Source organism: Pseudomonas fluorescens (genome assembly GCF_902497855.1).
Taxonomy (GTDB): Bacteria; Pseudomonadota; Gammaproteobacteria; order Pseudomonadales; family Pseudomonadaceae; genus Aquipseudomonas; species Aquipseudomonas fluorescens_BI.
Genome location: NZ_CABVHU010000007.1, coordinates 294,428 through 317,458 on the forward strand (window position 1 = coordinate 294,428; position 23,031 = coordinate 317,458).

The window sequence follows — 23,031 nt, forward strand, 5'->3', positions numbered from 1 at the left end:
AATTTTCTATACACCAGAAATCAGGAACACGCACATGAATGCCCGTGCTCAGCAACCTGTCCCAAGCCATCGGCACACGGCCTCCTATTACGCCGCCAGCAGTCTGCAGCAACCTGATCACCCGGTGCTGCAAGGCGACCTGGTGGCCGATGTGTGCGTGGTCGGCGGCGGGTTCTCCGGGTTGAACACGGCGCTCGAACTGGCCGAACGCGGGCTCAGCGTGGTGCTGCTCGAGGCCCACAAGATTGGCTGGGGCGCCAGCGGTCGCAATGGCGGGCAATTGATTCGCGGCGTTGGCCATGGTCTCGATCAATTCGCCAGCGTGATCGGTGCGCACGGCGTGCGTCAGATGAAACTCATGGGGCTGGAAGCGGTGGAAATCGTCCGACAGCGGGTCGAGCGTTTTCAGATCCCTTGCGACCTGACCTGGGGTTACTGCGATCTTGCCAACAAGCCGCGCGACCTGGAAGGTTTTGCCGAAGACGCCGAAGAACTGCGCAGCCTCGGCTACCGTTACGAAACCCGGTTGCTGCAAGCCAACGAAATGCACTCGGTGGTGGGTTCCGACCGTTACGTCGGCGGCCTGATCGACATGGGCTCGGGGCATTTGCATCCGCTCAACCTGGCCTTGGGCGAAGCGGCCGCCGCGCAGCAACTGGGGGCGAAACTGTTCGAACGCTCGGCTGCCACCCGCATCGAATACGGCCCCGAGATCAAGGTCCATACCGCCCAGGGCTCGGTTCGCGCCAAGACGCTGGTGCTGGGCTGCAACGCCTACCTCAATGATCTCAACCCCGAACTCAGCGGCAAGGTGCTGCCCGCCGGCAGCTACATCATCGCCACCGAACCCCTGAGCGAAGCGCTGGCCCACTCACTGCTGCCGCAGAACATGGCGGTGTGTGATCAGCGGGTGGCGCTGGATTACTACCGACTCTCGGCGGATCGCCGTTTGCTGTTCGGCGGCGCTTGTCACTATTCAGGTCGCGACCCGAAGGACATCGCCGCCTACATGCGGCCGAAGATGCTGGAAGTGTTCCCGCAACTGGCCGGGGTGAAGATCGACTATCAATGGGGCGGGATGATCGGCATCGGCGCCAATCGCCTGCCGCAGATTGGTCGGCTCAAGGATCAGCCGAATGTGTATTACGCCCAGGCTTATTCCGGTCATGGGGTGAATGCCACGCATTTGGCGGGCAAGTTGCTGGCTGAGGCGATCAGCGGGCAGCACAGTGGTGGGTTCGACCTGTTTGCCAAGGTGCCGCACATTACTTTTCCGGGGGGTAAGCATTTGCGGTCGCCGTTGTTGGCGTTGGGGATGTTGTGGCATCGGATGAAAGAGTTGGTCTGACAGATTCGTGGCGCCTGTGCCGACGCTTTCGCTGGCAAGCCAGCTCCTACAGGGGGGTGCGTGTTGATCATGGATCTTGTGTCAGACACGGTCCCTTGTAGGAGCTGGCTTGCCAGCGAAGGCGTCCTCAAGAACACCGCAAGAATCAAATCCGCCAAAACGGCTTAAGCCCCTCCTCCCGCGCCTGCTCCCGACTCAACCCCACATCCCTGAGTTGCTCCGGCGTGAGCGTGAGCAACGCCTTGCGTGTGTGCAAACGATGCCAGAACAGACCCCAGCGACCCAGGCCGGACGGCGCGTTGCGCAGTACCGCCTCGCATGCCCCGTTATGTTGCCCTGCCACCAGTTCCTGACTGCGTAACGTCAGCCGCACATCGCTCAAGCCGTTCATGTTGATCGCTCCTGTTTACTTGGGTAGCCAGAGCTTTCATGATGCGTGGGCGGCGAAAAGCATTACAGATTCAACAGAAAACTATTAATTCCATACAGATTCGTTGTTTTACTCTCTGAATCACAATTTTTTGCCCAATCTGTATGGGTATACCGAATGATCCACACCGAGACAGCGCCATGACCCTTTACGTCAACCTTGCCGAGTTGCTCGGCACGCGTATCGAGCAGGGCTTCTATCGCCCCGGTGACCGGCTGCCGTCGGTGCGGGCACTGAGCGTCGAGCACGGCGTCAGCCTGAGCACCGTGCAGCAAGCCTATCGGGTGCTGGAAGACAGCGGCCTGGCGATGCCGAAACCCAAGTCGGGCTATTTCGTGCCGGTGAGTCGAGCGCTCCCGGAACTGCCGGCGATTGGCCGTCCGGCGCAGCGGCCAGTGGATATTTCCCAGTGGGATCAGGTCCTGGAATTGATTCGCGCGGTGCCACGCAAGGACGTGGTGCAACTGGGCCGCGGCATGCCGGACATCACCACGCCGACCATGAAACCGCTGTTGCGCGGCCTGGCACGGATCAGCCGGCGGCAGGACATGCCCGGCCTGTATTACGACAATATCCACGGCACCCTCGAACTGCGCGAACAGATCGCCCGCTTGATGCTGGATTCCGGCTGCCAGTTGAGCGCCAGCGACCTGGTGGTCACCACCGGTTGCCACGAAGCGCTATCCACCAGCATCCGGGCCATTTGCGAGCCGGGGGACATCGTGGCCGTGGATTCGCCAAGCTTTCACGGCGCCATGCAGACGCTCAAGGGCCTGGGCATGAAAGCCCTGGAAATCCCTACCGACCCGCTTACCGGGATCAGCCTCGACGCGCTGGAACTGGCACTGGAACAATGGCCGATCAAAGCCATACAGTTGACCCCCAACTGCAACAACCCGTTGGGCTACATCATGCCGGAACCGCGCAAACGCGCGTTGTTGACCCTGGCACAGCGCTTTGACGTGGCGATCATAGAGGATGATGTGTATGGCGAACTGTCCTACACCTATCCGCGACCGCGCACGATCAAGTCCTTCGACGAGGACGGCCGTGTCCTGCTCTGCAGTTCCTTTTCCAAGACCCTGGCACCAGGCCTGCGCATTGGCTGGGTGGCACCGGGGCGTTATCTGGAACGGGTGCTGCACATGAAATACATCAGCACCGGCTCCACGGCGCCGCAACCGCAGATCGCCATTGCCGAATTCCTCAAGGCCGGGCACTTCGAACCGCATTTGCGGCGCATGCGCAGCCAATACCAACGCAATCGCGACGTCATGATCGACTGGGTCACCCGCTTCTTTCCGGTGGGCACCCGGGCCAGTCGCCCGCAAGGCAGCTTCATGCTCTGGGTCGAACTGCCAGAGGGCTTCGACACCCTGAAACTCAATCGCGCCCTGCACGACCAGGGCGTACAGATTGCAGTCGGCAGCATCTTTTCCGCCTCGGGCAAGTACCGCAATTGCCTGCGGATGAACTACGCTGCCAAACCAACACCACAGATTGAAGAAGCGGTGCGCAAGGTCGGCGCTGCGGCAATCAGATTGCTGGCGGAAACAGACGGCTGCACCGACTGACCTTTCTTTGGAAATCGGCGTCCTATGCCGACAACGGCCGCCAATCGGAACAATCCTACGTGAGATTCAGACAGCCCCTGCTTGCGCTTCTCCTTCTCACTTCCTTGCTTGGCGGTTGCGCCAGCTTCGACGTTCAACGCGAACCGAGCCAGGCGCTGCCTGCCAGCGACTCGGCGTTTGGTCGCTCGATTCAAGCCCAGGCGGCTTCCCATGAAGGCAAATCCGGCTTTCGTTTGCTGTCCAACAGCAGTGAAGCCTTCACTGCCCGCGCCGAACTGATTCGCAACGCCCAGAGCAGTCTCGATTTGCAGTACTACATTGTCCATGACGGGATCAGCACCCGGATGCTGGTGGACGAATTGCTCAAGGCTGCCGACCGCGGCGTGCGGGTGAGGATCCTGCTCGACGACACCACCAGCGACGGCCTGGACTGGACCATCGGCACGCTGGCAGCGCATCCGCAGATCGAGATCCGCCTGTTCAATCCGCTGCACCTGGGCCGTGCCACGGGCGTGACGCGAGCCATGGGCCGGCTGTTCAACCTGTCACTGCAACACCGACGCATGCACAACAAATTGTGGCTTGCGGATAACAGCGCGGCGATCGTGGGCGGGCGCAATTTGGGCGACGAGTATTTCGATGCCGAGCCTAACCTGAACTTTACCGACATCGACATGCTCGGCATCGGCCCGGTGGCCGAGCAACTCGGACACAGCTTCGATCAATACTGGAACAGCGCGCTGAGCAAACCGATCGATGAGTTTCTGTCGCACAAACCGACGCAAACGGATCTGCAGAACAGCCGCACCCGTCTGGAAGAATCGCTGGAAGAGACGCGCAAACAGAATCATGCGCTGTATCAACAACTGATGACCTTCACCACCAATCCACGGATGGATATCTGGCGCCGCGAGTTGATCTGGGCCTGGAACCAGGCGTTGTGGGATGCACCCAGCAAAGTACTGTCCAAAGGTGAACCCGATCCGCATTTGCTGCTGACCACGCAATTGGCGCCCGAGCTTACGGGTGTCAGCAAAGAGCTGATCATGATTTCGGCGTACTTCGTGCCTGGCCAGCCGGGGTTGGTTTACCTCACCGGCCGGGCCGATGCCGGGGTGTCGGTGAGCTTGTTGACAAATGCCCTTGAGGCCACCGACGTACCGGCAGTGCACGGCGGCTACGCACCCTATCGCAAGGCGTTGCTGGAGCATGGGGTGAAACTGTACGAATTGCGCCGTCAGCCCGGCGAAGGGGGCGGCAGCGGGCCGGTATTTTACAGCCGCTCTTACCGGGGCTCCGATTCCAGCCTGCACAGCAAGGCGATGATTTTCGATCAACAGAAAGCTTTCATCGGCTCGTTCAATTTCGACCCGCGCTCGGTACTGTGGAACACGGAAGTTGGCGTGCTGGTAGACAGCCCGGAACTGGCCGCATACGTGCAAAAAGCGGCACTGGAGGGTATGGCGCCGGCGCTGAGTTATCAGGTGAAGCTGGACAATGACCGGGTCGTCTGGGTGACTGAAGACGATGGCAAAATGCACGTCTTGACCAAAGAGCCGGGGAGCTGGTGGCGGCGGTTCAATTCCTGGTTCAGTACCGCGGTCGGCCTGGAGCGCATGTTGTAACCCTGTGGGAGCGGGCTTGCTCGCGAAGGCGCCGTAACAGCCAACAATGATGTTGGATGTGATGGCCTCTTCGCGAGCAAGTCGAATCGTCGCACCGCCGCTCCCACAGGGTAGTGGCTGACTGGCAGTTTTGCGTCAAGCAGGCTCGGCGACCGCGCCAAACGCCCCTTGCCGAGACAATAGAATCACCAACCCGAACGCCCCGGCCGCCATCAACAACGGTAGGGCGTGACCACTGATCCACTGACTGCCGGCACCCGCCGCCAACGGGCCGATCAGGCAACCGATCCCCCACAGCTGAGCAATATGCGCATTGGCGCGCACCAGTGCGTCGTCGCGATAGCGCTCGCCGATCAGGATCAGCGACAAGGTGAACAGGCCGCCGGCACTGGCGCCGAACAACACCCACAAGGGCCAGATCAGCAGCGTGTCGATCAGCAGCGGGATCGCCAGGCTCGACACCAGCAAGACGACCGCGCAGCCGGTGAACAGCGTGCGCCGCGACAAGCGATCGGCCAGAGCGCCAATCGGCAACTGCAGCAACGCATCGCCCACCACCACGGTGCTGACCATCGCCAAGGCAATGTCGGTGGTGAAACCTTGCCGCAGGCAATAGACCGGCAACAGGGTCAGGATCATCGCTTCAAACGCCGCAAACAATGACACCGCCCAGGCGATCGCCGGCAGGCCACGGCAAAAGCCCAGCAAGTCACTGAAGGTCACGCTGCAGGCTTCGCTGGTGGGTGCACCGCTGCGACCCAGCAATAGAAAGGGTGCCGCGGTCAGCAAACCGACGCCAACCCAGAAACCGTAATCATGCTCGGTGCCCAGCACGCCCAGCAGCAACGGCCCGGCCAGCTGACTCAATGCGTAGCTGCTGCCATACAGTGCCACCAATCGGCCGCGCCATTGCTCGACCACCAGTTGGTTGATCCAGCTTTCACCGAGAATGAACACGAGGGTCAGGATCACCCCGATCATCAGCCGCAACACCAGCCACACCGGATAGCTTGGCAGCAGTGCGAGCAAACCGATGGACAACGCCCCGGCCCACAGGCACAGGCGCATCAGATTGGCCGTGCCGAGACGCGCCGCCAGATGGCTGGAAATCTTCGCGCCCAACAGCACGCCAATGGCCGGCATTGATGCCATGACACCGATGGCAAACGAATCGTAACCCCAGCCCTCCAGGCGAAACGACACCAACGGCATACTGACGCCCAGGGCCAGGCCGACACTCAAGACAGACGCCAACACGGCGAAATAAGTCGCCCAACGCATGTTCCACGCTCCTGTGGATATTATTTTTCACAGACGACACAAACAAATGTGGGAGCAGGCTTGCTCGCGAAGAGGCCATCACATCCAACATCATCGTTGGCTGTTACGGCGCCTTCGCGAGCAAGCTCGCTCCCACAAGGGATCTGCGTTGTTCAGGAGCCCGATTGACTACCGGGCTCCTTCATTGGCTTACAACTTGATCCAGGTCGCCTTCAGCTCGGTGTACTTGTCGAACGCATGCAACGACTTGTCGCGACCGTTGCCGGACTGTTTGAAACCACCGAACGGTGCGGTCATGTCGCCCCCGTCGTACTGGTTGACCCACACACTACCGGCGCGCAATGCCTTGGCCGTCAGGTGAGCCTTGGAGATGTCTGCAGTCCATACCGCAGCGGCCAGGCCGTACGGCGTGTCGTTGGCAATCTGGATCGCTTCTTCGGCACTGTCGAAGGTGATGACCGACAGCACCGGGCCAAAGATCTCTTCCTGAGCGATTTTCATCGCATTGCTGACGCCATCGAAAATCGTCGGCTCAACGTAGGTGCCGCCGGTTTCCTGAAGAATACGCTTGCCGCCAGCCACCAGCTTGGCGCCGTCGGTGTGCCCGGACTCGATGTAGGACAGCACGGTGTTCATCTGCTGGGTATCCACCAGGGCGCCGACGTTGGTCGCCGGGTCCAGCGGGTTGCCCGGCTTCCAGGCTTTGAGAGCCTCGATCACCAGCGGCAGGAAAGTGTCCTTGATCGAACGCTCGACCAGCAGACGCGAACCCGCCGTGCAGACTTCGCCCTGGTTGAAAGCGATGGCGCTGGCAGCCGATTCGGCGGCGGCTTGCAGGTCCGGCGCATCGGCGAACACGATGTTCGGGCTCTTGCCACCGGCTTCGAGCCAGACGCGCTTCATGTTCGATTCGCCCGAGTAGATCAGCAGTTGCTTGGCGATCTTGGTCGAACCGGTGAACACCAGGGTATCCACATCGTTATGCAAGGCCAGGGCCTTGCCGACGGTGTGACCGTAGCCCGGCAGGACGTTCAACACGCCTTTCGGAATGCCGGCTTCGACGGCCAGGGCAGCGATGCGAATAGCGGTCAGCGGCGATTTTTCGGATGGCTTGAGGATCACCGAGTTACCGGTGGACAGCGCCGGCCCGAGTTTCCAGCAGGCCATCATCAACGGGAAGTTCCACGGTACGATGGCACCGACCACACCGACAGGCTCGCGAGTGACCAGGCCGAGCTGGTCGTGCGGTGTCGCGGCGACTTCGTCGTAGATTTTGTCGATGGCTTCACCGCTCCAGCTCAGGGCTTGCGCCGCGCCGGGAACGTCGATGTACAGGGAGTCGCTGATCGGCTTGCCCATGTCCAGGGTTTCAAGCAGCGCCAGCTCTTCGGCATGCTGCTTGAGCAGGCTGGCGAAGCGAATCATGGTGGCTTTGCGCTTGGTCGGTGCCAGGCGCGACCAGACGCCGGAATTGAACGTGGCACGAGCGTTTTCAACAGCGCGCTGAGCGTCGGCGGCGTCACAGCTGGCGATCTTGCCCAGCAGACGGCCATCGACGGGGCTGATGCACTCGAAGGTCTCGCTGGAGACGGCATCGGTGTATTCGCCGTTGATATAGGCGCGGCCTTCGATCTTCAGATCGCGAGCCCGTTGCTCCCAATCGGCACGAGTCAGGGTGGTCATACGAGTGTCCTCCTCTTGTTGAATGCGAGCGCTGCGCGGTCTTCGCGGGCGCTGTCAGGAATTCTGCCCGGCCAGCCTGCTTTTCGGCCCTGGCATCTGCCACCCTAAACCAGCCACACCTCAAGTTTCAATATATTTGACATAAGGCGGTTAAACGGCCTTGCGATGTTCATTTTAATAAACATAGACTTTGGACTTTCCAACCACTCGCGCCGCAATCACGGGGGATTACAACAATGAGCATCCAGGACATCGTCGACTTCAGCCAGGCCGCTACCGAGCCCGAGCGCTATAAACCGGATCCAGCGAAAATCCTGAAGGGCGATCCCGAGCAAGTGGTTTACAACCACTACAACAGCCCTTGCGGCCAGCTGAGCGCTGGCGTTTGGGAAGGTGCAGTCGGCCAGTGGCATGTGAACTTCACCGAACACGAATATTGCGAGATCGTTCAGGGCGTTTCAGTGCTGCGCGACAACGACGGCAACGGCAAAACCGTGCGCGCGGGCGATCGCTTCGTCATTCCCGCCGGGTTTCGGGGCACTTGGGAGGTGCTGGAGCCGTGCCGCAAGATCTATGTGGCGTTCGAACAGAAGACTTGAGCGAAAACCCGTCGACACAGACACTCATAATCTAGCATTGGCCAACGGCCAGGACGGCCGATCAGACTGTGTCGCAGGCGCTGCGTTTTCATCTGCTCAGGACGGGATTGCACAGGGCGTGCACCCCGCTTGATACGTAGCGCCTCAAAACCTATTCATTGCAAGGAGGCAAGCATGTCTAACGCTACAGATCAATGCGACGTCGCAGTCGCTCAATACACTATTGGCCAGCCGTACACCCCCGAGCTGCTCGAAGAGGTACGTGCCAAGGCCAATGGCGCACCGGTGCGGGTCACGGGCCCAAAACATGTGTCGGACCGCAGGCGGGTCCCACGTCGCATCAGCCTGCTGACCAATGCCGACAACATCATCGTCAGCATACAGTGCGGCTGAAAAGCTGATCGAGGCCTGAAACAGACGTAATCCTTACTCAGGAATCCACACGCATAACAAAAAAGGCCCGTATCTCGCGATACGGGCCTTTTTCGTAAAGTCGGAAAAATCAATTACTTGATTTTGCCTTCTTTGTAGATCACGTGCTTACGAACAACCGGATCAAATTTCTTGATCTCGATTTTGTCCGGAGTAGTGCGCTTGTTCTTGTCGGTAGTGTAGAAGTGACCAGTACCGGCGCTCGAAATCAAACGAATCAATTCACGCATGATTAGCTCCCTTAGATCTTGCCAGCGGCGCGGATTTCGGCCAGCACGACAGTGATGCCGCGCTTGTCGATGATGCGCATGCCTTTGGCAGATACGCGCAGACGCACAAAACGTTTCTCTTCTTCAACCCAGAAGCGGTGATGCTGCAGGTTCGGCAGGAAACGACGACGGGTTTTGTTGTTTGCGTGGGAAATGTTATTCCCAGTCACCGGACCCTTACCGGTAACTTGACATACTCTCGACATGCCTCAGCCCTCTAAAACCACATGCCCAACCCGGCATGGGTTGGCCGCTTAATCTCTCAGTCATTTGGCGCCAGGCGCCGCGTTTCTTTAGAGGTCTTACCGGCTACACCTACAGTGAAGGAACCGGGCCCCTAGAAAAGAGCGCTGCTTTATACCAGAAAGACTGAAGAGCAACAACATTCCGTGCGCGCCGAGTTGATAAAAACCCGTTTTTTCTGGCTCCGAGCGCCCAAGACAAAGGCTGTCGTCGATAGCGACCACTCGTCGCAGAAAATCAGCAGCGCCGCCCATCCAGGGTTTTGCCAACCGCCGCACACCTGAATCATTCGCACATAGTCCCCTTAAAATGAAAAAGGGGATAGTCATTTGCAAAAGAGCCTACTAGGGTAAGCCTTTTCCAGACTGCACTTGCAGATGGGCCTTCGATCTGTAAAGGAATCCGACCATGCGCCTCGCTGCCCTACCGCTGTTGCTTGCCCCGCTGCTGCTGAGCCCACAAGCTATGGCCGCAGCCTTGAGCGTCTGCACCGAGGCCAGCCCTGAAGGCTTCGATGTGGTGCAATACAACTCGCTGACGACCACCAACGCCTCGGCCGATGTGCTGATGAACCGCCTGGTGGATTTCGATACGGCCAGCGGCAAAGTGGTCGCCGGCCTCGCGGACAGCTGGGAAGTCACCCCCGATGGCTTGACCTATGTCTTCAAGCTGCAGCCGAAAGTGAAATTCCACCGTACCGAATACTTCAGCCCGGCTCGCGACCTGACCGCCGAAGATGTGAAGTTCAGCTTCGACCGCATGCTCGACCCTGCCAATCCGTGGCACAAAGTGGCCCAGAGCGGCTTCCCGCATGCCCAGTCGATGCAGTTGCCTGCATTGATCAAGAAGATCGATGCACTGGACCCATTGACCGTGCGCTTCACCCTCGACCATCCCGACTCGACTTTCCTTGCGACCCTGAGCATGGGCTTCGCCTCGATCTATTCCGCCGAATACGCCGACAAACTGATGAAGGCCGGTACCCCGGAGAAACTCAATAGCCAGCCGATCGGTACCGGCCCTTTTATCTTCACGCGCTTCCAGAAAGATGCCTCGATTCGCTACAAGGCCAACCCGGACTACTTCCGTGGCAAGCCGTCGGTGGACCCGCTGATTTTCGCCATCACCCCGGATGCCAACGTGCGCCTGCAGAAGTTGCGTCGCAACGAGTGCCAGATCGCCCTGTCGCCCAAGCCTCTGGACGTACAATCGGCGTTGAAGGAACCCACTTTGAAAGTGGAAAAGACGGACGCATTCATGACCGCGTTCGTCGCCATCAACAGCCAGCATCCACCGCTGGACAAGCCTGAAGTGCGCCAGGCGATCAACCTCGCGTTCGACAAGGCCAACTACGTCAAGGCCGTGTTCGAAGACACCGCCGAGCCCGCCAATGGCCCATACCCGCCGAACACCTGGAGTTACGCCAAAGGTTTGCCGGGCTACCCGCATGACGTCGAAAAAGCGCGGGCGTTGATGGCCAAGGCCGGGCTCAAGGACGGTTTCAACACCACTATCTGGACCCGACCTTCGGGCAGCCTGCTCAACCCGAACCCAAGCCTCAGCGCGCAAATGCTGCAATCGGACCTCGCGCAGATCGGTATTCAAGCCGAGATTCGGGTGATCGAATGGGGCGAGTTGATCCGCCGCGCCAAGGCCGGTGAACACGACCTGCTGTTCATGGGCTGGGCCGGCGACAATGGAGACCCGGACAACTTCCTCACGCCGCAGTTTTCCTGCGCCGCGCTCAAGTCCGGCACCAACTTCGCCCGTTACTGCAACCAGGACCTGGACAAGCAGATCAGCGCCGGCAAGACCACCAGCGAGCAAGGTGTGCGCACCAAGCTCTACGAACAGGCCCAGGCGCAGATCCAGCAGCAGGCGCTATGGCTGCCACTGGCCCACCCGACGGCCTTCGCGCTGACACGCAAGGATGTCGAGGGGTATCAAGTCAGCCCGTTTGGCCGCCAGGATTACTCCAAGGTCACCCTCAAATAACTGCCACACCACAAAACCCCTGTAGGAGCTGGCTTGCCAGCGAAGAGGCCGTGTCAGCCACCCTCAATGCCAGATGCCAGTCCGCTTTCGCGAGCAAGCCCACAGGGTCATCGCTTTGCCGTCCCTCGCCTACAGCCACCCATACTCGGCCATGGACAGCGGATCGCCGTCACCGATGATGAAATGGTCGAGTACCCGCACATCGATCAGGCCCAGCGCCTCCTGCAGGCGCTTGGTCAGCGTTCGGTCGGCTTGGCTGGGGCTGGTATTACCCGACGGGTGATTGTGGCAGAGGATCACTGCTGCGGCGTTGTGGGCCAGGGCACGCTTGACCACCTGCCGGGGATGGACACTCGTGCTGTCGATCGAGCCGCGAAACAACGCCTCGAAGGACAGCACTTGATGCCTGGAGTCCAGAAACAGACAACCGAACACCTCATGCGGCTCGTGGCGGAGCATCGACTTCAGGTAATCGCGAACCGCCTGCGGATTTTCCAGCGCCGATTTCTGTCGCGCACGCTCGGCCAGATGCCGCCGACCCATTTCCTGCGCTGCCTGCAACTGAGCGAACTTCGCCGGCCCAAGCCCCAACTGCCCGCTGAACGCTGCCTGATCAGCCTCGAGCAGTGAGCGCAGGCTGCCAAACTGACTCAAGAGGTGTCGCGCCAGGTCCACCGCGCTCCTGCCGGCGACGCCGGTTCGTAAAAAAATGGCCAGCAGTTCGGCATCCGAAAGACTCGCCGCCCCCAGTTCAAGCAATCTCTCCCGCGGCCGCTCGGCGGCCGGCCAATCACGAATACTCATAACACCTCCCTGGAATATGGGCGCCGCTGTTCCGTAGCGGTCGCTGTGATATCGTAGCCCATCTTTTTTGCGGGCGATTTCATCCCTGGGGAGGGGGTATCGCCATGCAGTCATCAACGAAATGAAAGGCAGACCTATGCAGCGGCTGTATCGGAAACGCATCGTTCTGGGCGTCGGCGGTGGCATTGCTGCCTATAAAAGCGCCGATCTGGTTCGCCGCCTGATCGACCAAGGCGCCGAAGTACGCGTGGTCATGACCCGTGGCGGCAGTGAATTCATCACCCCGCTGACCATGCAGGCCCTCTCCGGGCACCCGGTCCACCTCGACCTGCTGGACCCTGCGGCGGAAGCCGCCATGGGCCACATCGAGCTGGCCAAATGGGCCGACCTGGTGCTGATCGCCCCCGCCACCGCGGACCTGATCGCCCGCCTGGCCCAAGGCATTGCCGACGACCTGCTGACCACGCTGGTGCTGGCCACCGACGCCGTGGTCGCCGTTGCCCCGGCGATGAACCAGGCAATGTGGCGCGATCCGGCCACCCAGGCCAACCTGCAAACCCTCGAAAGCCGCGACCTCAAAGTCTTCGGCCCGGCCTCCGGCAGCCAGGCCTGCGGCGACGTCGGCCTGGGCCGCATGCTCGAAGCCATCGAGCTCGCCCAATGCGCGGCGGACTGCTTCCAGCGCCAGGCGCTGACTGGCAAACACGTGCTGATCACCGCCGGCCCGACCCAGGAAAACATCGACCCGGTGCGCTACATCACCAACCACAGCTCAGGCAAAATGGGCTTTGCCCTGGCCGAGGCCGCGGTAGAAGCTGGCGCCCGTGTGACGTTGATCACCGGCCCGGTGCACCTGCCGACGCCGGACCGCGTCACCCGCATCGACGTGGTCAGCGCCCGCGACATGCTCGCCGCGTGTGAAGCTGCGATCCCCTGCGACCTGTTTATCGCCTCGGCAGCAGTCGCAGACTACCGTCCGGAAGTCGTCGCCCCACAGAAACTCAAGAAAGATCCTACGAACGGTGACGGCTTGTTGCTACAGATGGTGCGTAACCCGGACATCCTGGCCACCATCGCCACTCGCCCCGACCGTCCATTCAGTGTCGGTTTCGCCGCCGAAACCGAACACCTGCTCGACTACGCTGCCCGCAAGTTGAAAGACAAGAATCTCGATTTGATCGTCGCCAATGACGTCGCCAACCCGAGTATCGGCTTCAATAGCGAAGAAAACGCCTGCAGCGTGATCGACCGCCAGCTACACGCCACACTTTTCGCCCAGACCAGCAAGAGCAAGATTGCCCGCCAGCTGATCACTTTTATCGCCGAACGTCTGAACCAGGTTTAATTTACATGCACGCTTTGCAAGCCAAGATCCTCGACCCCCGCATCGGTACCGACTTCCCGCTGCCGCAGTACGCCACGCCCGGCTCCGCCGGCCTCGACCTGCGCGCCATGCTGGAAAAAGACACCGTCATCAAGCCGGGCGAAACCCTGCTGATCCCTACCGGCCTGTCGGTGTACATCGGCGATCCAGGCCTGGCAGCGCTGATTCTGCCGCGCTCCGGCCTGGGTCATAAGCACGGCATCGTGCTGGGCAATCTGGTCGGTTTGATCGACTCCGATTACCAGGGCCCGCTGATGGTGTCGTGCTGGAATCGTGGCCAGACCGATTTCAACATGGTGGTCGGCGAACGCCTGGCTCAGCTGGTGTTGGTGCCGGTGGTGCAAGCGCACTTCGAGATGGTAGAAGAGTTCGTCGAAACCCAGCGCGGCACCGGTGGTTTCGGGCATTCCGGCAGCCATTGATATCACCCGGGTCCCTTGTGGCGAGAGACCTTGTTCCCTCGCCACAGGTACGGCACCTGGTGAAATTTGCACAAAATTCATCTGGAAGGTTTACGGCTCAAAATCAAGGCATTGGCCGGTGATTCCCTCGCAAATGCAGGTGGCATGGCCTTTACACACCACGAACTCTCTGCCGAAAACGCCGTCATACCCTTCAGTTTGAACCCGCCGGTGAGTTTTTCACCGGCAGGTCCAGCCACTTTCAAGATGGAGCATTCCCAGTAATGAGCACCCCGGCAAACGTCGCACCCAAGTTCCCCGACAGCATCTTCCGCGCCTACGATATTCGCGGCACCGTCCCGGAATTCTTGAACGCTGAAACCGCTTATTGGCTTGGTCGCGCCATCGGCTCCCAGAGCCTGGCCCAGGACGAACCCAACGTTTCGGTTGGCCGCGACGGACGCCTGTCCGGCCCGGAACTGGTAGAGCAACTGATCAAGGGCCTGGCCGACAGCGGCTGCCACGTCAGCGACGTCGGCCTGGTACCAACCCCTGCGCTGTACTACGCCGCCAACGTACTGGCCGGTAAATCCGGGGTCATGCTGACCGGCAGCCACAACCCGTCGAACTACAATGGCTTCAAGATCGTCATCGCTGGCGACACCTTGGCCAACGAACAGATCCAGGCCCTGCACGAACGCCTCAAGACCAACAACCTGAGCAGCGGCAAGGGCAGCATCACCCAGGTCGAGATCCTCGATCGCTACAACACTGAAATCGTCCAGGACATCAAACTCGCCCGCCGCCTGAAGGTGGTTGTCGACTGTGGCAACGGCGCGGCCGGCGTGATCGCCCCGCAGCTGATCGAAGCCCTGAACTGCGAAGTCATCCCGCTGTTCTGCGAGGTCGACGGCAACTTCCCCAACCACCATCCGGATCCGGGCAAGCCTGAAAACCTGGTGGACCTGATCGCCAAGGTCAAGGAAACCAACGCTGACCTGGGCCTGGCCTTCGACGGCGACGGCGATCGCGTCGGCGTGGTGACCAATACCGGCAGCATCGTTTACCCGGACCGTCTGCTGATGCTGTTCGCCCGCGACGTCGTGGCGCGCAACCCGGACGCGGAAATCATTTTCGACGTCAAATGCACCCGTCGCCTGACCCCGCTGATCAAGGAATATGGCGGTCGTCCGTTAATGTGGAAGACCGGTCACTCGTTGATCAAAAAGAAAATGAAACAAACCGGCGCCCTGTTGGCCGGTGAAATGAGCGGCCACATCTTCTTCAAGGAGCGCTGGTTCGGTTTCGACGACGGCATTTACAGCGCCGCGCGACTGCTTGAGATCCTCAGCAAGGAAAAATCCACCGCGGAAGAGCTGTTCGCGACCTTCCCGAACGATATTTCTACGCCGGAAATCAATATCCATGTGACCGAAGAGAGCAAATTCAGCATCATTGATGCATTGCACGACGCGAAGTGGGGCGAAGGCGCTGACCTGACCACCATTGACGGCGTGCGAGTCGACTACGCCAAAGGCTGGGGCCTGGTTCGCGCCTCCAACACCACTCCGGTGCTGGTGCTGCGCTTCGAGGCCGATGACGAGGCTGAACTGCAGCGCATCAAGGACGTGTTCAAAGTCCAGTTGAAGCGTGTTGCACCTGATCTCCAACTACCGTTTTGATTTATTGAAGCGCCTTTTATCGAAGTGCCGGAGCCCTGAATGACCCTCGAACGCGAAGCCGCCGCCAACACCGCCAAGGTCCTGTCCGAAGCGTTGCCTTACATCCGCCGCTATGTCGGCAAGACGCTGGTGATCAAATACGGCGGCAACGCGATGGAAAGCGAGGAGCTGAAAACCGGCTTCGCCCGCGACATCGTGCTGATGAAAGCCGTGGGCATCAACCCGGTGGTGGTTCACGGTGGCGGCCCGCAAATCGGCGACCTGCTCAAGCGCTTGTCGATCGAAAGCCACTTCATCGATGGCATGCGCGTGACTGACGCACAGACCATGGACGTGGTGGAAATGGTCCTCGGTGGCCAGGTCAACAAGGACATCGTCAACCTGATCAATAGCCAAGGCGGAAGTGCCATTGGCTTGACCGGCAAGGACGCCGGGCTGATCCGCGCGAAGAAGCTCACCGTTACCCGTAAGACCCCGGAGATGACCACTCCTGAAATCATCGACATCGGCCATGTAGGCGAAGTGGTCGGGATCAACACCGAGTTACTGAACCTGCTGGTCAAAGGTAATTTCATCCCGGTGATCGCGCCAATTGGCGTAGGTGAAAATGGCGAGTCGTATAACATCAACGCTGATCTGGTGGCCGGCAAAGTCGCCGAAGCGCTGAAAGCCGAAAAACTGATGCTGCTGACCAACATCGCCGGCCTGATGGACAAGTCGGGCACGGTCCTGACCGGCCTGACCACCCAACAGGTCGACGAACTGATCGCCGATGGCACCATCTACGGCGGCATGCTGCCGAAGATCCGTTGCGCGCTGGAAGCGGTGCAAGGCGGCGTGGGCAGTTCGCTGATCATCGATGGCCGGGTGCCGAATGCGATTCTGCTGGAGATCTTCACCGATACCGGTGTGGGCACCCTGATCAGCAATCGCAAGCGTCACTAAGCGATAGCGCAAACAAAAAGACCCCGCGCAGCCTGGCTGAGCGGGGTCTTTTTTTGCGCGGCACATCTGACAAACCAGGGGAGCCCAATTTGCTGAGCCCTCCTGTAGGAGCTGGCTTGCCAGCGAAAGCGGCATACCTGACACACCGCGTCGCATCGTTCGCCAGCAAGCCGGCTCCTACAGAGTCAAACGCCGAATTGGGCGCGGTAGGCTTCGACTGCCGGCAAATGCTGCTTGAGCTGCGGATCGTCCGCGAGGAATTCGAGCACCTGATTCAGCGAAACAATGCTGATCACCGGAATGCCGAAGTCGCGCTCCACCTCCTGTATCGCCGACAACTCGCCGTTGCCACGCTCCTGACGGTTCAGGGCGATCAGCACGCCCGCGGCCTTGGCGCCGTCCTGGGAAGCAATGATCTGCATCACTTCCCGGATCGCGGTACCCGCGGTGATCACGTCGTCGATGATCAGCACGTCGCCGGTCAATGGCGCACCGACCAGACTGCCGCCTTCACCGTGGGCCTTGGCCTCCTTGCGGTTGAAGCACCATGGCAAATCACGCTCATGATGTTCGGCCAAGGCCACTGCAGTGGTCGCTGCCAAGGGGATGCCTTTGTAGGCCGGGCCGAACAGTACATCGAAGGGAATGCCGCTCTCGACGATGGCTGCCGCATAGAAACGACCCAGCTGCGCCAGGGCCTTTCCTGAGTTGAACAGGCCGGCATTGAAGAAGTAAGGACTGGTGCGCCCGGACTTCAGGGTGAACTCGCCGAAGCGCAAAACGCCGCGATCGATGGCAAAACGAATGAAATCGCGCTGATACGCTTGCATGAAAAAAACCCCAAATACCACGGATTTAGCTAATTAGGTTGACGCCGTGTATCATACACGCACGCGATTTTTGGGGCCATTTATGCGGATCATCAGTGTGAACGTCAATGGTATTCAGGCTGCAGTGGAGCGAGGGTTGCTCAGTTGGCTGCAAGCACAGAATGCCGACGTCATCTGCCTGCAGGACACCCGCGCCTCCGCCTTTGAACTGGACGATCCAGCCTTCCAACTGGATGGCTACTTCCTTTATGCCTGCGAAGCCGAAGTTCCTGCCCAGGGTGGCGTGGCTTTGTATTCGCGGTTGCAACCGAAGGCAGTCATCAGCGGTCTCGGCTTCGAGACGGCCGACCGCTACGGGCGCTACCTGCAAGCCGATTTCGACAAGGTCAGCATCGCGACCTTGCTGCTCCCTTCAGGGCAGAACGGCGATGAAGACTTGAACCAGAAGTTCAAGCTAATGGACGATTTCGCCCGTTATCTGGATAAACAGCGACGCAAGCGGCGCGAGTACATTTATTGTGGCTCGCTGTACGTGGCGCAACAGAAGCTGGATATCAAGAACTGGCGCGACAGCCAGCAATCCCCGGGCTTCCTGGCACCTGAGCGTGCCTGGATGGACGAGATTGTCGGCAATATGGGGTATGTCGATGCCCTGCGTGAAGTCAGTCGTGAAGGTGACCAGTACAGCTGGTGGCCGGACAACGAACAGGCGGAAATGCTCAACCTCGGTTGGCGTTTCGACTATCAGTTGCTGACCCCGGGCTTGCGCCGCTTTGTACGCAGTGCACGCCTGCCACGTCAGCCGCGGTTCTCGCAGCACGCACCGCTGATCGTGGACTACGACTGGACGCTCACCATCTAGTTTTTTCGTCGGCGAACCAGCCAACGCGAGGAAACGGTGTGAACCGGGCCATCTGCTGGCCGATGACAGAAAATGCCCGTATCGCGAGATACGGGCATTTTTCTTATGCGGCAGCGAAGAACGGCAGTGCCAGGTACAACTTGATCACAATGACATTAACGATATCGATGAAAAAAGCCCCCACCATTGGCACCACAAGGAACGCTATCTGTGAAGGTCCGTAGCGCTGTGTCACCGCTTGCATATTAGCGATGGCCGTTGGCGTGGCACCCAGTCCAAAACCGCAATGCCCTGCCGCCAGTACGGCAGCATCATAGTTACTTCCCATGACCCTGAATGTCACGAAAATCGCAAACAGCGCCATGACCAACGTCTGCGCAGCCAGAATGATGAAGATCGGCAAAGCCAGCGAAGCCAGATCCCACAGTTTGAGTGACATCAACGCGATCGCCAGAAACAGCGATAAGCTGACATTCCCCAGCACCGAAACTTCACGCTCGAACACCTGATACAAACCCAGCGCTGAAAGTCCGTTGCGTAAAACAACGCCCACGAACAAGACGCATACAAATGTAGGCAACTCGAATGCGCTTCCGTGGAGCAGTCCATTCAGAAGAGACCCCGCCAGCAGGCTGACCGCGATCAACGCAAGTGTCTCGATAAACGAAAATGGCGTGATCGAGCGTTCTTTATTCGGCTGCTCAAAACCCTTTGGCACCCTTGGCTTTTCTTGCTCAATGCAGCCAGGTACTTGTGTACGCTTGATCAGCAGGCTAGCGACCGGCCCACCAATCAAACCGCCCAGCACCAATCCAAACGTCGCAGAGGCCATCGCAAGCTCAGAGGCGGACGCCAGACCGTACTTCTCACTGAATGTTGCGCCCCACGCTGCACCCGTGCCGTGACCGCCCGCCAAGGTAATCGAGCCGGTCAGCAGGCCCATCAGAGGATCGAGCCCCAGCGCCGTTGCGAGACCGATACCCATGGCATTCTGCACCACTAGAAGGCCGATGACGGCCAGCAGAAAAACCCCCACTACGCGTCCGCCTTTCTTCAGGCTGGCGAAATCTGCGCTCAAGCCAATAGTGGCGAAAAACGCCAACATCAACGGCGTTTGCAACGAAGTATCAAATCGGACTTCTACATCGAAGCTTCGCAAAACCAATAGCGCCAAGGCCACCACCAGGCCACCTGCTACAGGTTCGGGGATGTTATAGGCGCGTAAAAAACCAATACGTGTAACCAGTCCGCGCCCCAGCAAAAGCACTAAGGAGGCGGCTACCAGTGTTCCATAAAAATCGAGTTGAACCATTGGGATTATTCTTGGATATACATTCAGGGGCGAACTTTTTACCTGGACACGCCTCTTGAACAGGTTGACTGTCTCAACACTGATTAATTTTAGATTCAAGGACCTTCAATGGTTTGAATATGTCGAAATATTTCATGAAATATTTCGTGAGGGCAACTTTATCAACCGCCAAGTCTTATTGCCAAGCATATAGGCGGCACTGTCACTGTGCAGTTGTGACTAAAAGTGTAAGATCCAGCGGTGTACATACGCGATAATTACCTTGCGACACTAATTATCGCAAATGGCAAGTGACGCACATAACCAGAAACATTTATCCAGCTTCAGAAAAGCAAATGCCCCCATTGAAGGGGGCATTTACTTTAAATGGCAAACCGGCTGACGGCTTGTTAAAGGTGCTGACTTTTAGTGGGTGGGGGCTTGATCCCTAAGACGCTGAATATTATTTGATCAGGCGCCACGTGAACGGGTACCGATATGGAACCCCCTCATTAGCTTTCACCCCGGCAATAATCGTCAGCACCACCGCACCAATAGCCACCAGCCCGATCAGGAAGAACCCGACGACCACCACCATCAGCAAGATGGAAATGCCGGTGGCGATCGCGACGGTGATCTGAAAGTTCAGCGCCTCCTTGCCCTGCGCATCGATAAACGGGTCCATCTCGCGCTTCAACTGCCACAGAATCAGCGGACCGATCAGCGTACCGAACGGAATCCAGATCCCCAGCAAGGCTGACAGGTGACAAAACATCGCCCATTGCCGAACCTCTTTGCTCGGCGTGGGTAGCAGCTGTTGCTCGTCACTCATAACGTCCTCCTTGCCTGGATCTATTTTGATCAGTCGGCCAGTGCAGCCTTCTGCAGCTCGAAGATTTCGCTCATGCCTTTATTCGCCAGCGCCAGCATGGCGTTCAGCTCTTCAGGCTGGAACGGCGCGCCTTCGGCGGTACCCTGCACTTCGATGAAACCGCCAGTGCTGGTCATCACCACGTTCAGGTCGGTCTCGGCAGCCGAGTCTTCCAGGTAGTCGAGGTCGAGCACTGGCTCACCCTGATACATGCCGACCGAAACTGCAGCGATCATTTGCTTGAGCGGGTCGCCACCTTTCAGGCCGCCGCGCTTCTTGATCACTTTCAGGGCGTCGACCAGTGCAACCATGGCGCCGGTGATGGAGGCGGTACGGGTACCGCCGTCAGCCTGGATCACGTCGCAGTCGACGTACAGGGTGACGTCGCCCAGCTTGGACATGTCCAGCGAAGCGCGCAGGGAGCGACCGATCAGGCGCTGGATCTCCAGGGTGCGACCGCCTTGCTTGCCACGGCTAGCTTCACGCTGGTTACGCTCGCCGGTGGCGCGCGGCAGCATGCCGTACTCGGCGGTCAGCCAGCCCTGGCCCTGACCTTTGAGGAACCGCGGCACGCCGTTCTCGACGCTGACGGTGCAGATGACCTTGGTATCACCGAACTCGACCAGTACAGATCCCTCGGCATGTTTGGTGTAGTTGCGGGTAATGCGGATCGAGCGGAGCTGATCGGCAGCGCGACCACTTGGACGTTTCATAGGGAATACCTGTACGGGGACGGAAAACTGCGGAGCATTATAGAGCGGTGGGCCGCGCCTGGGCACTTCTAAAAAAAACCAGCCGACGACTGAAGGCCCGCAATAGAGCATAGCCGACGGCCTGCAGCTCTTTGTCACACGGTGTGTTTGGGCGCATCCACCCCACTGCGCTACAATCCTGCGCCTTTGCTGCCTCTGGGCTTAAATTCATATTGATCGGGTCTGCGAAACCTTTGGTAACGCATGAGCCTGAATTGCGAGGTACCTCCATGGTGCACAGCATGACCGCCTTCGCCCGCGTCGAGAAAGCCGGAGCCCGAGGCACCCTGAGCTGGGAACTGCGCTCGGTCAACAGCCGCTACCTGGAGCCGCACTTGCGTCTGCCGGAATCGTTTCGCGACCTCGAAGGCGCGGTCCGCGAAGCGCTTCGCCAGGGCATCTCCCGGGGCAAGCTCGAGTGCACCCTGCGCTTTACCGAAGAAAACACCGACAAACCCCTGCAAGTGGACCGCGAGCGCGCCGCGCAATTGGTCGCGGCTGCCGAGACCATCGCCGGCCTGATCAAGAATCCGGCCGCACTGAATCCACTGGAAGTCCTGGCCTGGCCCGGCGTGCTGGTGGGCGATGCCACCGACCCGCAAGCCTTGAGCGCCGAAGCCCTGACGCTGTTCAACGAATGCTTGAAAGAACTCAAGGCCGGCCGCGAGCGCGAAGGCGCGGAGCTGGCGCGCTTGATCAGCGATCGCCTGACGTCCATTGAAGAAGACGTGGTGACCCTGCGTGTACTGGTCCCGCAGATGCTCGCCGCCCAGCGCCAGAAAGTCCTCGACCGCTTTGCCGACATGAAAGCCGAAATGGACCCCCAGCGCCTGGAACAGGAAATGGTCATGCTCGCTCAGAAGAGCGACGTCGCCGAAGAACTGGATCGCCTGAGCACTCACATCATCGAAGTTCGCCGGGTGCTCAAGTCCGGCGGCGCTGCCGGGCGGCGCCTGGACTTCCTGATGCAGGAACTCAACCGCGAAGCCAATACATTGGGCTCCAAAGCCTTCGACCCGCGCAGCACCCAGGCGGCGGTCAACCTCAAGGTGTTGATCGAGCAGATGCGCGAACAAGTGCAGAATATAGAGTAAGGCATACCCGACATGACACACAGCACCGGCACCCTGTACATCATTTCCGCCCCCTCGGGCGCGGGCAAGAGCAGCCTGGTCAAGGCCCTGACCGACGCTGACCAGGAGATCCGCGTCTCCGTTTCCCACACCACCCGCGCCATGCGCCCCGGTGAAGTGAACGGCGTGAACTATCACTTCGTCGAACGCGGCGAGTTCGTGAAAATGATCGAGCACGGGGATTTCCTCGAGCGCGCCGAAGTGTTCGGCAACCTCTACGGGACCTCGCAAAGCCACCTGCAGCAGACCCTGGACGAAGGCCACGACCTGATTCTGGAAATCGACTGGCAGGGTGCCGAGCAAGTGCGCAAATTGATGCCCCAGGCCCGTTCGATCTTCATTCTGCCACCGTCCCTGCATGCCTTGCACCAGCGCCTGACCAATCGCGGCCAGGACAGCGACGAGATCATTGATGGCCGGATGCGTGAAGCCGTCAGCGAAATGAGCCACTACGTCGACTACGACTACCTGATCATCAACGACGATTTTGCCCATGCACTGCGCGATTTGCAGGCGATTTTCCGTGCCAATCAGCTGCATCAGAAGCGTCAGCAGCAGCGAAACGGAAAACTTTTGGCCGAATTGCTTGGCTGAACA

Annotated in this window: 22 protein-coding genes and 1 pseudogene; 13 read left to right on the forward strand and 10 right to left on the reverse strand. The window is 59.5% G+C overall.

Features of this window, described 5'->3' with window-relative positions; translation table 11 throughout:
- Nucleotides 1-34: 34 nt before the first annotated feature.
- Nucleotides 35-1,348: an NAD(P)/FAD-dependent oxidoreductase gene (locus tag F8N96_RS16670; protein ID WP_150798717.1), complete on the forward strand. Its 1,314-nt coding sequence runs from the start codon at nucleotides 35-37 to the stop codon at nucleotides 1,346-1,348.
- Between the two features lie 145 nt (nucleotides 1,349-1,493).
- On the opposite strand, the gene F8N96_RS16675 is transcribed toward F8N96_RS16670, so the two are convergent.
- Nucleotides 1,494-1,739 carry a DUF1127 domain-containing protein gene (locus tag F8N96_RS16675; protein ID WP_150798718.1) on the reverse strand — a complete coding sequence of 82 codons (246 nt, stop codon included), beginning with the start codon at nucleotides 1,737-1,739 and terminating at the stop codon, nucleotides 1,494-1,496.
- Nucleotides 1,740-1,918: 179 nt separating this feature from the next.
- Here F8N96_RS16675 and F8N96_RS16680 point away from each other — a divergent pair, with 179 nt between their 5' ends.
- A complete protein-coding gene (locus F8N96_RS16680; RefSeq protein ID WP_150798719.1) occupies nucleotides 1,919-3,352 on the forward strand; it encodes a PLP-dependent aminotransferase family protein in 1,434 nt (477 codons plus the stop codon).
- Between the two features lie 59 nt (nucleotides 3,353-3,411).
- Complete coding sequence (locus F8N96_RS16685; protein WP_150798720.1) at nucleotides 3,412-4,977, forward strand: phospholipase D family protein; 1,566 nt, start codon at nucleotides 3,412-3,414, stop codon at nucleotides 4,975-4,977.
- A 135-nt stretch (nucleotides 4,978-5,112) separates the two neighbouring features.
- Here the strand turns inward: F8N96_RS16685 and F8N96_RS16690 are convergent, their stop codons facing one another.
- Both F8N96_RS16690 and F8N96_RS16695 read right to left on the reverse strand, forming a co-directional pair.
- Nucleotides 5,113-6,258, reverse strand: coding sequence for an MFS transporter (locus F8N96_RS16690; protein ID WP_150798721.1), 1,146 nt, complete (start codon nucleotides 6,256-6,258; stop codon nucleotides 5,113-5,115).
- Nucleotides 6,259-6,447: 189 nt separating this feature from the next.
- Nucleotides 6,448-7,941, reverse strand: coding sequence for an aldehyde dehydrogenase (locus tag F8N96_RS16695; protein ID WP_150798722.1), 1,494 nt, complete (start codon nucleotides 7,939-7,941; stop codon nucleotides 6,448-6,450).
- Between the two features lie 236 nt (nucleotides 7,942-8,177).
- Here F8N96_RS16695 and F8N96_RS16700 point away from each other — a divergent pair, with 236 nt between their 5' ends.
- Together F8N96_RS16700 and F8N96_RS16705 are read left to right on the forward strand one after the other, a co-directional pair.
- Nucleotides 8,178-8,540: a cupin domain-containing protein gene (locus F8N96_RS16700; protein WP_150798723.1), complete on the forward strand. Its 363-nt coding sequence runs from the start codon at nucleotides 8,178-8,180 to the stop codon at nucleotides 8,538-8,540.
- A gap of 174 nt (nucleotides 8,541-8,714) precedes the next feature.
- Complete coding sequence (locus F8N96_RS16705) at nucleotides 8,715-8,933, forward strand: I78 family peptidase inhibitor (RefSeq protein ID WP_150798724.1); 219 nt, start codon at nucleotides 8,715-8,717, stop codon at nucleotides 8,931-8,933.
- A 113-nt stretch (nucleotides 8,934-9,046) separates the two neighbouring features.
- Here F8N96_RS16705 and rpmG read toward each other — a convergent pair whose 3' ends face one another.
- Both rpmG and rpmB read right to left on the reverse strand, forming a co-directional pair.
- On the reverse strand, nucleotides 9,047-9,202 hold the full coding sequence (gene rpmG, locus F8N96_RS16710) for a 50S ribosomal protein L33 (RefSeq protein ID WP_007894709.1): 156 nt from the start codon (nucleotides 9,200-9,202) through the stop codon (nucleotides 9,047-9,049).
- Between the two features lie 11 nt (nucleotides 9,203-9,213).
- The gene (rpmB, locus tag F8N96_RS16715; RefSeq protein WP_003176907.1) at nucleotides 9,214-9,447 is read right to left on the reverse strand and encodes a 50S ribosomal protein L28; all 234 of its coding nucleotides are present in this window, start codon (nucleotides 9,445-9,447) and stop codon (nucleotides 9,214-9,216) included.
- A 445-nt stretch (nucleotides 9,448-9,892) separates the two neighbouring features.
- Between rpmB and F8N96_RS16720 the strand changes: the two genes are divergently transcribed.
- Nucleotides 9,893-11,479: an ABC transporter substrate-binding protein gene (locus tag F8N96_RS16720; protein ID WP_150798725.1), complete on the forward strand. Its 1,587-nt coding sequence runs from the start codon at nucleotides 9,893-9,895 to the stop codon at nucleotides 11,477-11,479.
- A gap of 129 nt (nucleotides 11,480-11,608) precedes the next feature.
- On the opposite strand, the gene radC is transcribed toward F8N96_RS16720, so the two are convergent.
- On the reverse strand, nucleotides 11,609-12,283 hold the full coding sequence (gene radC / locus F8N96_RS16725; protein WP_150798726.1) for a RadC family protein: 675 nt from the start codon (nucleotides 12,281-12,283) through the stop codon (nucleotides 11,609-11,611).
- Between the two features lie 136 nt (nucleotides 12,284-12,419).
- Between radC and coaBC the strand changes: the two genes are divergently transcribed.
- The 4 genes and pseudogenes from coaBC to argB all read left to right on the forward strand — a co-directional run bounded on the left by coaBC (nucleotide 12,420) and on the right by argB (nucleotide 16,695).
- Complete coding sequence (coaBC, locus tag F8N96_RS16730; protein ID WP_150798742.1) at nucleotides 12,420-13,628, forward strand: bifunctional phosphopantothenoylcysteine decarboxylase/phosphopantothenate--cysteine ligase CoaBC; 1,209 nt, start codon at nucleotides 12,420-12,422, stop codon at nucleotides 13,626-13,628.
- Between the two features lie 5 nt (nucleotides 13,629-13,633).
- Nucleotides 13,634-14,089 (forward strand): dUTP diphosphatase, encoded by a 456-nt coding sequence (gene dut, locus F8N96_RS16735; protein WP_008150163.1) that lies wholly within the window; start codon nucleotides 13,634-13,636, stop codon nucleotides 14,087-14,089.
- 257 nt (nucleotides 14,090-14,346) lie between these two features.
- Nucleotides 14,347-15,750 (forward strand): annotated as a pseudogene (locus F8N96_RS16745) (phosphomannomutase/phosphoglucomutase); the annotation flags it as partial.
- A gap of 39 nt (nucleotides 15,751-15,789) precedes the next feature.
- Nucleotides 15,790-16,695 carry an acetylglutamate kinase gene (argB, locus tag F8N96_RS16750; RefSeq protein WP_150798729.1) on the forward strand — a complete coding sequence of 302 codons (906 nt, stop codon included), beginning with the start codon at nucleotides 15,790-15,792 and terminating at the stop codon, nucleotides 16,693-16,695.
- 185 nt (nucleotides 16,696-16,880) lie between these two features.
- Here argB and pyrE read toward each other — a convergent pair whose 3' ends face one another.
- Nucleotides 16,881-17,525: an orotate phosphoribosyltransferase gene (gene pyrE, locus F8N96_RS16755; RefSeq protein ID WP_064680437.1), complete on the reverse strand. Its 645-nt coding sequence runs from the start codon at nucleotides 17,523-17,525 to the stop codon at nucleotides 16,881-16,883.
- 82 nt (nucleotides 17,526-17,607) lie between these two features.
- On the opposite strand from pyrE, the gene F8N96_RS16760 reads away from it, so the two are divergent.
- Nucleotides 17,608-18,387 (forward strand): exodeoxyribonuclease III, encoded by a 780-nt coding sequence (locus F8N96_RS16760; protein ID WP_007934608.1) that lies wholly within the window; start codon nucleotides 17,608-17,610, stop codon nucleotides 18,385-18,387.
- Between the two features lie 103 nt (nucleotides 18,388-18,490).
- Here the strand turns inward: F8N96_RS16760 and gltS are convergent, their stop codons facing one another.
- The 3 genes from gltS to rph form a co-directional block, all read right to left on the reverse strand.
- The gene (gltS, locus tag F8N96_RS16765; protein WP_150798730.1) at nucleotides 18,491-19,699 is read right to left on the reverse strand and encodes a sodium/glutamate symporter; all 1,209 of its coding nucleotides are present in this window, start codon (nucleotides 19,697-19,699) and stop codon (nucleotides 18,491-18,493) included.
- A 442-nt stretch (nucleotides 19,700-20,141) separates the two neighbouring features.
- Nucleotides 20,142-20,510 carry a DUF4870 domain-containing protein gene (locus F8N96_RS16770; protein WP_150798731.1) on the reverse strand — a complete coding sequence of 123 codons (369 nt, stop codon included), beginning with the start codon at nucleotides 20,508-20,510 and terminating at the stop codon, nucleotides 20,142-20,144.
- A 29-nt stretch (nucleotides 20,511-20,539) separates the two neighbouring features.
- On the reverse strand, nucleotides 20,540-21,262 hold the full coding sequence (gene rph, locus F8N96_RS16775; protein ID WP_150765537.1) for a ribonuclease PH: 723 nt from the start codon (nucleotides 21,260-21,262) through the stop codon (nucleotides 20,540-20,542).
- A gap of 269 nt (nucleotides 21,263-21,531) precedes the next feature.
- Here rph and F8N96_RS16780 point away from each other — a divergent pair, with 269 nt between their 5' ends.
- Complete coding sequence (locus tag F8N96_RS16780; RefSeq protein ID WP_150798732.1) at nucleotides 21,532-22,395, forward strand: YicC/YloC family endoribonuclease; 864 nt, start codon at nucleotides 21,532-21,534, stop codon at nucleotides 22,393-22,395.
- 12 nt (nucleotides 22,396-22,407) lie between these two features.
- A complete protein-coding gene (gene gmk / locus F8N96_RS16785) occupies nucleotides 22,408-23,028 on the forward strand; it encodes a guanylate kinase (protein ID WP_150798733.1) in 621 nt (206 codons plus the stop codon).
- Nucleotides 23,029-23,031: the final 3 nt, after the last annotated feature.

Bases quoted from the DNA above. Each gene is read 5' to 3' on its own strand.
- F8N96_RS16670 (WP_150798717.1), top strand. From the start codon at position 35: ATGAATGCCCGTGCTCAGCAACCTGTCCCAAGCCATCGGCACACGGCC.
- F8N96_RS16675 (WP_150798718.1), bottom strand. From the start codon at position 1,739: ATGAACGGCTTGAGCGATGTGCGGCTGACGTTACGCAGTCAGGAACTG.
- F8N96_RS16680 (WP_150798719.1), top strand. From the start codon at position 1,919: ATGACCCTTTACGTCAACCTTGCCGAGTTGCTCGGCACGCGTATCGAG.
- F8N96_RS16690 (WP_150798721.1), bottom strand. From the start codon at position 6,258: ATGCGTTGGGCGACTTATTTCGCCGTGTTGGCGTCTGTCTTGAGTGTC.
- F8N96_RS16695 (WP_150798722.1), bottom strand. From the start codon at position 7,941: ATGACCACCCTGACTCGTGCCGATTGGGAGCAACGGGCTCGCGATCTG.
- F8N96_RS16700 (WP_150798723.1), top strand. From the start codon at position 8,178: ATGAGCATCCAGGACATCGTCGACTTCAGCCAGGCCGCTACCGAGCCC.
- F8N96_RS16705 (WP_150798724.1), top strand. From the start codon at position 8,715: ATGTCTAACGCTACAGATCAATGCGACGTCGCAGTCGCTCAATACACT.
- rpmG (WP_007894709.1), bottom strand. From the start codon at position 9,202: ATGCGTGAATTGATTCGTTTGATTTCGAGCGCCGGTACTGGTCACTTC.
- rpmB (WP_003176907.1), bottom strand. From the start codon at position 9,447: ATGTCGAGAGTATGTCAAGTTACCGGTAAGGGTCCGGTGACTGGGAAT.
- F8N96_RS16720 (WP_150798725.1), top strand. From the start codon at position 9,893: ATGCGCCTCGCTGCCCTACCGCTGTTGCTTGCCCCGCTGCTGCTGAGC.
- radC (WP_150798726.1), bottom strand. From the start codon at position 12,283: ATGAGTATTCGTGATTGGCCGGCCGCCGAGCGGCCGCGGGAGAGATTG.
- coaBC (WP_150798742.1), top strand. From the start codon at position 12,420: ATGCAGCGGCTGTATCGGAAACGCATCGTTCTGGGCGTCGGCGGTGGC.
- dut (WP_008150163.1), top strand. From the start codon at position 13,634: ATGCACGCTTTGCAAGCCAAGATCCTCGACCCCCGCATCGGTACCGAC.
- argB (WP_150798729.1), top strand. From the start codon at position 15,790: ATGACCCTCGAACGCGAAGCCGCCGCCAACACCGCCAAGGTCCTGTCC.
- pyrE (WP_064680437.1), bottom strand. From the start codon at position 17,525: ATGCAAGCGTATCAGCGCGATTTCATTCGTTTTGCCATCGATCGCGGC.
- F8N96_RS16760 (WP_007934608.1), top strand. From the start codon at position 17,608: ATGCGGATCATCAGTGTGAACGTCAATGGTATTCAGGCTGCAGTGGAG.
- gltS (WP_150798730.1), bottom strand. From the start codon at position 19,699: ATGGTTCAACTCGATTTTTATGGAACACTGGTAGCCGCCTCCTTAGTG.
- F8N96_RS16770 (WP_150798731.1), bottom strand. From the start codon at position 20,510: ATGAGTGACGAGCAACAGCTGCTACCCACGCCGAGCAAAGAGGTTCGG.
- rph (WP_150765537.1), bottom strand. From the start codon at position 21,262: ATGAAACGTCCAAGTGGTCGCGCTGCCGATCAGCTCCGCTCGATCCGC.
- F8N96_RS16780 (WP_150798732.1), top strand. From the start codon at position 21,532: ATGGTGCACAGCATGACCGCCTTCGCCCGCGTCGAGAAAGCCGGAGCC.
- gmk (WP_150798733.1), top strand. From the start codon at position 22,408: ATGACACACAGCACCGGCACCCTGTACATCATTTCCGCCCCCTCGGGC.